This window comes from Pantoea wallisii (assembly GCF_002095485.1).
GTDB classification, from domain to species: Bacteria; Pseudomonadota; Gammaproteobacteria; order Enterobacterales; family Enterobacteriaceae; genus Pantoea; species Pantoea wallisii.
Genome location: NZ_MLFS01000103.1, coordinates 1 through 7,158 on the forward strand (window position 1 = coordinate 1; position 7,158 = coordinate 7,158).

General features: G+C 56.4%; 8 protein-coding genes. 6 read left to right on the plus strand and 2 right to left on the minus strand.

Annotation, left to right across the window (positions count from 1 at the left end; genetic code table 11):
• The first annotated feature begins 199 nt into the window (after nt 1-199).
• Both mltA and tcdA read left to right on the plus strand, forming a co-directional pair.
• Nucleotides 200-1,348 (plus strand): murein transglycosylase A, encoded by a 1,149-nt coding sequence (gene mltA / locus HA48_RS21405; RefSeq protein ID WP_128603113.1) that lies wholly within the window; start codon nt 200-202, stop codon nt 1,346-1,348.
• Between the two features lie 62 nt (nt 1,349-1,410).
• Entirely contained in the window at nt 1,411-2,217 is an 807-nt protein-coding gene (tcdA, locus tag HA48_RS21410; protein ID WP_128603114.1) for a tRNA cyclic N6-threonylcarbamoyladenosine(37) synthase TcdA, read from the plus strand.
• Here the strand turns inward: tcdA and csdE are convergent.
• The gene (csdE, locus tag HA48_RS21415; RefSeq protein ID WP_128603115.1) at nt 2,205-2,657 is read right to left on the minus strand and encodes a cysteine desulfurase sulfur acceptor subunit CsdE; all 453 of its coding nucleotides are present in this window, start codon (nt 2,655-2,657) and stop codon (nt 2,205-2,207) included. The genes tcdA and csdE overlap by 13 nt on opposite strands.
• Nucleotides 2,658-2,661: 4 nt before the next feature.
• Complete coding sequence (csdA, locus tag HA48_RS21420) at nt 2,662-3,867, minus strand: cysteine desulfurase CsdA (RefSeq protein ID WP_128603116.1); 1,206 nt, start codon at nt 3,865-3,867, stop codon at nt 2,662-2,664.
• A gap of 208 nt (nt 3,868-4,075) precedes the next feature.
• Here csdA and HA48_RS21425 point away from each other — a divergent pair, with 208 nt between their 5' ends.
• The 4 genes from HA48_RS21425 to rlmM all read left to right on the plus strand — a co-directional run bounded on the left by HA48_RS21425 (nt 4,076) and on the right by rlmM (nt 7,156).
• Nucleotides 4,076-4,300 (plus strand): YgdI/YgdR family lipoprotein, encoded by a 225-nt coding sequence (locus HA48_RS21425; protein ID WP_010616412.1) that lies wholly within the window; start codon nt 4,076-4,078, stop codon nt 4,298-4,300.
• A 398-nt stretch (nt 4,301-4,698) separates the two neighbouring features.
• A complete protein-coding gene (locus tag HA48_RS21430) occupies nt 4,699-5,616 on the plus strand; it encodes a transcriptional regulator GcvA (protein ID WP_010616414.1) in 918 nt (305 codons plus the stop codon).
• A 51-nt stretch (nt 5,617-5,667) separates the two neighbouring features.
• Nucleotides 5,668-6,063, plus strand: a complete 396-nt coding sequence (locus tag HA48_RS21435) for a DUF423 domain-containing protein (RefSeq protein WP_128603117.1) — start codon at nt 5,668-5,670, stop codon at nt 6,061-6,063.
• Nucleotides 6,056-7,156 carry a 23S rRNA (cytidine(2498)-2'-O)-methyltransferase RlmM gene (gene rlmM / locus HA48_RS21440; protein WP_128603118.1) on the plus strand — a complete coding sequence of 367 codons (1,101 nt, stop codon included), beginning with the start codon at nt 6,056-6,058 and terminating at the stop codon, nt 7,154-7,156. The genes HA48_RS21435 and rlmM overlap by 8 nt, the downstream gene beginning before the upstream one ends.
• Nucleotides 7,157-7,158 lie beyond the last annotated feature (2 nt).

Consider the following 7,158-nt stretch of genomic DNA (forward strand, 5'->3'; position numbering starts at 1 on the left):
TGGATGCGCACTATACACTTGGTGTGTGATGATGCAACCCCTTTTTGCGCTAAAGCCTTAAATAGACACAGAGTTGCTGAATAAATTGGCCATTGGGTGGTTTATTGTACAGATGTGAGCACGGTAGCCTGTGGCAGATTTCATTCTCGCTGTCCCTTTGCTATCGTCGCCGGGCAAACAACCTGAAAAAGAGAACGTAATGAAAGGACACTGGGCGAAGTATGCACTTACTGGCGCGTTTTTCGCGCTGTTAGCGGGTTGTAGCTCGAAGCCGACCGACCGCGGTCAGCAATATATTGATGGCAAGCTGGAGCAGCCGCTCGGGCTGGTGAATGAGCCGAACGCCAAAGGGCGTCCGGTCAATGGCCGTGATTTCGGCCTGCAGGTGCAGCAGATTCAGTCGGCGTCCTCAGGCTTATATAGTCGTAATACCGGCACTTACAGCGCAATTCAGAACTGGCTGCTCTCCGGCGCCGATACGCGCCAGCTGCGCAACTTTGGCCTGAATGCTTACCAGATGGAGGGCACCGATAATTACGGTAACGTGCAGTTCACTGGTTATTACACCCCGGTTGTGGAGGCGCGCTATACCCGTCAGGGTGAGTTCCAGTATCCGATTTACCGTATGCCGCCGCGTCCGCGCGGGCAGAAGCTGCCAAGCCGCGCCTCTATCTATAGTGGCGCGCTGGATGAGCGCTATGTCATTGCGTGGAGTAACTCGCTCATCGACAACTTCATGATGGACGTGCAGGGCAGTGGCTACGTTGATTTCGGTGACGGCCGTCCACTGCGCTTCTTTGGTTACAGCGGCAAAAATGGTTGGGCTTACCACAGTATCGGCAAAGAGCTGATCGATCGCGGTGAAGTGAAGCGTGAAGATATGTCGATGCAGGCGATTCGTCAGTGGGCCGAAGAGCATTCGCCGCAGCAGGTGCGTGAAGTGCTGGAGACCAATCAATCCTTTGTCTTCTTTAAGCCGGAAGAGTACGTTCCCGTGCGTGGCGCCAGCGCGGTGCCGCTGATTGCCAAAGCGTCAGTGGCTTCTGACCGCTCGCTGATACCTGCCGGTACGGCGCTGCTGGCGGAAGTGCCGCAGTTAAATGAGAAGGGCAAATTCAACGGCAAGTATGAGATGCGCCTGATGGTGGCGCTGGATGTGGGCGGAGCGATCAAAGGCCAGCACTTCGACATCTATCAAGGCGTTGGCCCGGATGCGGCACATCTGGCGGGCTTCTATAACCACTACGGTCGCGTCTGGGTGCTGAAAGCGGCACCGGGTACCGGCCAGCCCTTGTTCAGCAATCCGCAAAACGGCAATAATGGTTCATTGATCATCGGCGCGAATTGATATTGTTTGCGCCCGGTTCTGGCAAGGTGCGCATCGCTGCGCACCCTAATGAAAGGTTTGATATGAGAGTGGTAAGCGATGCCTGGCGGCAGCGTTTTGGTGGTACGGCGCGGTTATACGGGCAGGACGCACTGCAGCGGTTTGCCGATGCGCACTTCTGTGTGATTGGTATTGGCGGCGTAGGGTCGTGGGCGGCAGAGGCGCTGGCGCGCACCGGTATTGGTAAAATCACCCTGATTGATATGGATGATGTCTGTATCACCAATACCAATCGCCAGATTCATGCGCTACAGGGCAGTGTCGGCCAGGCCAAGACCGAAGTAATGGCCGGGCGCCTGCGCGCGATCAATCCGGAGTGTGAAGTTATCTGTATTGATGATTTCATTACGCCGGATAATACCGCTGAACTGCTGGCATCGGGATTCGATTACGTGATTGATGCCATTGACAGCGTGCGGCCGAAAGCGGCGCTGATTGCATGGTGCCGTCGTAACAAGATTCCGTTGATCACCACCGGCGGCGCGGGCGGGCAGATCGATCCCACGCAGATTCAGGTCAGTGATTTAGCTAAAACTATTCAGGACCCGCTGGCGGCGAAGTTGCGCGAGCGGCTGAAAAGCGATTTCGGCGTGGTAAAAAACAGCAAAGGCAAGCTGGGCATTGACTGCGTGTTCTCGACGGAAGCGCTGGTCTATCCGCAGCCAGACGGCAGCGTATGCGCTTCACGCAGCACGGCCGAAGGGCCGAAACGGATGGATTGTGCGGCAGGTTTCGGGGCCGCCACCATGGTGACCGCCACCTTTGGTTTTGTCGCCGTCTCACACGCGCTTAAGAAATTCCTCGCGCGTGCGGTGCGTCAGTCAGCCTGATGCGCACGGGCAGCGCGCTGGACGGCCTCGGCCAGCGCCTGCAGGCCGCTGCTGCGTGACGCGCTAAGCTGCGCGCGCAGCCCCAACGTATCAAACAGCGCCAGCGGATCCTGTGCTAACAGCGCCGCAGACGTTTTACCCTCTACCGCTGTCAGCAAGACCGCCAGCAGACCGCGGACGATGCGGCCTTCACTGTCACCATAAAAATGCAGCGTACCGTTGGGCCGCAGCTGGCTACTGAGCCAGACGCGGTTTTCGCAGCCGCTCAGCTCAATGTCGGCGGTTTTTAACTCATCCGGTAAGGCAGGCAGCTGGCGGCTGAGCTGGATCAGCTGACGGTAGCGATCCTCCCACTGGTGAAAATGGGCAAACTTCTCCGTCAGGCTGGCTTCAGTGATCACATCGCCAAAAGGGTGTGGCGCTGTCAGGTCTGATGTCATTGCGTTACTCACTCAATAATTCCACGGCATGAAGCATGGCGCGCACCAGCGCATCCACGTCCTGCAAACTATTATAGGGCGCGAAGGAGACGCGCAGCGTGCCGCTCACGCCCAGCGCCGCCATCAGCGGCTGGGCACAGTGCTGGCCGGCACGCAGCGCAATGCCTTGCTCTGCCAGCAGCGTGACGATATCACTGTGGTGAATGCCCGCGATATCAAACGCCAGCAGGCTGGCGTTGCCACAGCGAAAACTGCGGAACCCCGGAATCGCTCGCAGCTGCTCTTCGGCAAGGCTGGCGAGCTGCTGACTCCACATTTCAGCCTTTTCTGCGTGATGCTGTGATAACCACTCCAGCGCCGCGCTCAGACCCACCACGCCAGCCACATTGGGCGTGCCGGCTTCAAAGCGCCACGGCACTGGCTGCGGCGTGAAACCGCTGAAATCAACCTGCGTCAGCATCTTTCCGCCGCCCTGCCACGGCTGCATGGCCTCCAGCAGATCGGCTTTACCGTATAAAACGCCGATGCCCATAGGGCCATAGAGCTTGTGGCCAGAGAAGGCGTAGAAATCGATATCCAGCGCCTGAACGTCCGGCGGGCAGTGCACCACGCCCTGGGCGCCATCAACCATCACTTTCGCCCCGACGCTGTGCGCCAGTGCAATCGCCCGGGCCAGATCCGGACAGCCGCCCGTGACATTAGACATCTGACCGATCGCCAGCAGCCGGGTGCGTTCGCTGAGCAGTTGCGGCAGTAAGGCCATGTCCGGCAGGCGATCTTCACCAATTGGCCACTTCACCACTTTGGCGCCACAGGCCTGCGCCACCATTAGCCACGGCACCAGGTTAGCGTGATGTTCCGCTTCGCTGACCACGATCTCATCGCCAGGCTGCAGGCGCGGCGCCAGCCAGCTATGCGCCACCAGATTAATGGCTTCGGTCGTGCCGCGCGTCCAGACAATCTGACGATCGTCCGCAGCGTTCAGCCAGCGCGCCACCAGGCCACGCGCCTGCTCATACTTCTCCGTCAGCGCACGCGCGGCGGCAAACTGGCTGCGGTGTACCGTGCCGGCACTCAGCGAATAGAACTGCGTGGTCGCATCAATGACCGCCTGCGGCTTGAGCGCGGTGGCCGCGCTGTCGAGATAGATACCGGCATCGCTCAGTGCAGGGAACTGCTGACGAAAGGTGCCGGGAGAAAAAATGGTCATACTCAGCTCACTTGATGAGTTATCAGGAACAGACTGAAAGCCGGTCTGTTGCCTGGCAAAGCTGTAAAAGCGCGTTATGCTAATTATTGCAAGGTTTGAACCGAAACCCGCATAGCCAATCGGCCTGTTTTAGTCGATTGCTCTGTTTGTTGCCGTTGGTTAGCGCACGCGGGTGGTTTAATGCAATCAATCTGCAAGGAGATAGAAGATGAATAAACTCGCCGCAGTGCTGGCCGTGTGTACCATGGCCTTTACCCTGGCTGCCTGTTCCAGCAACTACGTAATGCACACTAATGATGGTCGCACCATTGTTGCGGACGGCAAACCAAAAGTTGACGATGAAACCGGTATGATCAGCTATAAAGATGCCAATGGCAATGAGCAGCAGATCAACCGTTCTGACGTTAAAGAGATGGTTGAGATGGGGCAGTAAGCAGCAGATAACATCGCCGGGCCATCGGGTTCATAATGGCCCGGAGCAGGATACACAGGGATGTGTAGGATAAAAAAAAGCACCGCAATTTGCGGTGCTATTTAAAATCACTATGGACAGACAGGGTAAATCTACAGGAATTAAAAGCTTGATCTGCAAGCGTCAGATCAAAATGCAAACACAACATCACGACCACAAGCCAAAAGCTCTCCGAAAGTCTGCGATCTCTCGCACGTTTCCAGAAATCTTTTCGTTCCGGCTCAGGAAGTGCGGCAACTATAGGTATTTGCTGGAGCTTCCTCAACGGACAAATTATAATGTCTCGGATTAAAAAAACTAATACGTAACGACTTTGTATAAGTTGAAGTATTACTCTGTGAATCCGGATACGGAAAACCATGTCAAAACGCCTTCCGCCGCTTAATGCTCTTCGCGTCTTCGATGCTGCGGCCCGTCATTTAAGCTTTACTAAAGCCGCTGAGGAGCTGTTTGTTACCCAGGCAGCTGTCAGCCATCAGATTAAATCTCTGGAAGATTTTCTTGGCCTCAAGCTGTTTCGCCGGAGGAATCGTTCGCTTTTACTGACCGAAGAGGGTCAAAGCTACTATCTGGATATCAAGGAGATCTTCTCCGCCCTGAACGACGCCACGCGCAAATTGCAGGCGCGCAGTGCCAAAGGCGCACTCACCGTTAGCCTGCTGCCCAGTTTTGCCATTCAGTGGCTGGTGCCACGGCTCTCCAGCTTTAATCTGGCTTATCCGGGCATCGATGTGCGGATCCAGGCCGTAGACCGCGATGAGGAGAAACTGGCGGACGATGTTGACGTCGCGATTTTTTACGGGCGCGGCAACTGGCCTGGATTGCGGGTGGAAAAACTCTATGCCGAATACCTGCTGCCGGTTTGCTCACCTTTGCTGCTGACGGGCGATAATCCGTTAAAGTCTCCGGCCGATCTCGCGCACTTTACGCTACTGCATGATGCCTCGCGCCGTGACTGGCAGTCCTATATCCGCCAGCTGGGCTTGCAGCACATTAATGTGCAGCAGGGGCCGATCTTCAGCCACAGCGCGATGGTGCTACAGGCGGCTATTCATGGGCAGGGCGTGGCGCTGGCGAACAACGTGATGGCGCAGAGCGAGATCGAGGCGGGCCGTTTAGTCTGCCCCTTTAACGATGTACTGGTAAGTAAAAACGCTTTTTATCTGGTTTGTCATGACAGCCAGGCAGAACTGGGTAAAATAGCCGCCTTTCGTCAGTGGATTCTGGAAAAAGCCGCAACTGAACAAGAAAAATTCCGTTTTCGCTATGACCACTAATGCGACGTTTACCGCACAGTGATGTTGCGGTTTCACCTTGAGGATAATGACATGTCCAGTCGTGCCATGTTTGTTTTTGCCGCCATCAGCGGCTTTGTGCTGGTGGCGTTTGGCGCTTTTGGCGCCCATGTGCTGAGTAAATCCCTCGGCCCGGCCGAGATGGCGTGGATTCATACTGGTCTTGAGTATCAGGCTTATCACACGCTGGCTATTATCGGTATTGGCGCCGCCATGTTGCGTCGCGCCAATATCTGGTTCTACTGGAGCAGTGCAGCGATGGCGCTTGGCACGGTTCTGTTCAGCGGCAGCCTCTACTGTCTGGCGCTGTCACACCTGAAGTTTTGGGTATTTATTACGCCAGTGGGTGGCCTGTGCTTCCTGATTGGCTGGTTTTTGATGTTGATTGGCGCGCTGCGTCTGAAACGAAAGGCAGATCGCGATGAATAAAGTTTTACTCTATTGCCGTCCAGGATTTGAAAAAGAGTGTGCGGCAGAGATCAGTGCCAAAGCGGCAGAACGTGAAATCTACGGCTTCCCGCGCGTAAAAGATGACGCGGGTTACGTGCTCTTTGAGTGTTACCAGCCGGAAGATGCCGAAAAGCTGCTGCGCACGTTGCCGTTTGCGGAACTGATTTTTGCCCGCCAGATGCTGGTGGTGGGCGAGCTGCTGCGCGATCTGCCGCCGGAGGATCGGATTACACCGATTACCGGCATGCTGACCGGGGTGGTCGAGAAGGGCGGTGAACTGCGCGTTGAAGTGCCGGATACCAACGAAGCCAAAGAGCTGACAAAATTCTGCCGTAAGCTCACCGTACCGCTGCGCGCCAGCCTGCGCGACAGCAAGATCTTGCTGAATTACGAAAGTCCGAAGCGCCCGGTGGTGCACGTGTTCTTTATCGCGCCCGGCACCTGCTACGTGGGGTATTCGCTGCCGGAGAACAACTCACCCTTCTATATGGGCATTCCGCGCCTGAAGTTTCCCTCCGATGCGCCAAGTCGCTCCACGCTCAAGCTGGAAGAGGCGTTCCACGTCTTTGTACCGGCGGATGAGTGGGATGAACGACTGGGCAGCGGCATGTACGCCGTCGATCTCGGCGCCTGTCCCGGTGGCTGGACGTATCAGCTGGTGAAACGCAGTATGTGGGTGTATGCAGTGGATAACGGCCCGATGGCGCCCAGCCTGATGGACACCGGCCAGGTGACGCACTGCCGCGAGGATGGCTTCAAATTCCGTCCGCCCCGCACCAACATCAGCTGGCTGGTGTGCGATATGGTGGAAAAACCGGTGCGCGTTGCCAGCCTGATGACAGAGTGGCTGGTCAACGGCTGGTGCCGTGAAGCCATTTTCAACCTCAAGCTGCCAATGAAAAAGCGCTATGAAGAGGTGACGCAGAACCTGGCGATGATCGATGCAGCGCTGAAAGCGCAAGGTGTGAATGCGCAAATTCAGGCACGCCAGCTCTATCACGACCGCGAAGAAGTGACCGTGCATGTGCGCCGGATTTGGGCGGCAGTAGGCGGTCGTCGCGACGAACGCTAATC

What these genes read in the sequence shown, in the direction of transcription:
- mltA (WP_128603113.1), top strand. Translation starts at nt 200, where the DNA reads ATGAAAGGACACTGGGCGAAGTATGCACTTACTGGCGCGTTTTTCGCG.
- tcdA (WP_128603114.1), top strand. Translation starts at nt 1,411, where the DNA reads ATGAGAGTGGTAAGCGATGCCTGGCGGCAGCGTTTTGGTGGTACGGCG.
- csdE (WP_128603115.1), bottom strand. Translation starts at nt 2,657, where the DNA reads ATGACATCAGACCTGACAGCGCCACACCCTTTTGGCGATGTGATCACT.
- csdA (WP_128603116.1), bottom strand. Translation starts at nt 3,867, where the DNA reads ATGACCATTTTTTCTCCCGGCACCTTTCGTCAGCAGTTCCCTGCACTG.
- HA48_RS21425 (WP_010616412.1), top strand. Translation starts at nt 4,076, where the DNA reads ATGAATAAACTCGCCGCAGTGCTGGCCGTGTGTACCATGGCCTTTACC.
- HA48_RS21430 (WP_010616414.1), top strand. Translation starts at nt 4,699, where the DNA reads ATGTCAAAACGCCTTCCGCCGCTTAATGCTCTTCGCGTCTTCGATGCT.
- HA48_RS21435 (WP_128603117.1), top strand. Translation starts at nt 5,668, where the DNA reads ATGTCCAGTCGTGCCATGTTTGTTTTTGCCGCCATCAGCGGCTTTGTG.
- rlmM (WP_128603118.1), top strand. Translation starts at nt 6,056, where the DNA reads ATGAATAAAGTTTTACTCTATTGCCGTCCAGGATTTGAAAAAGAGTGT.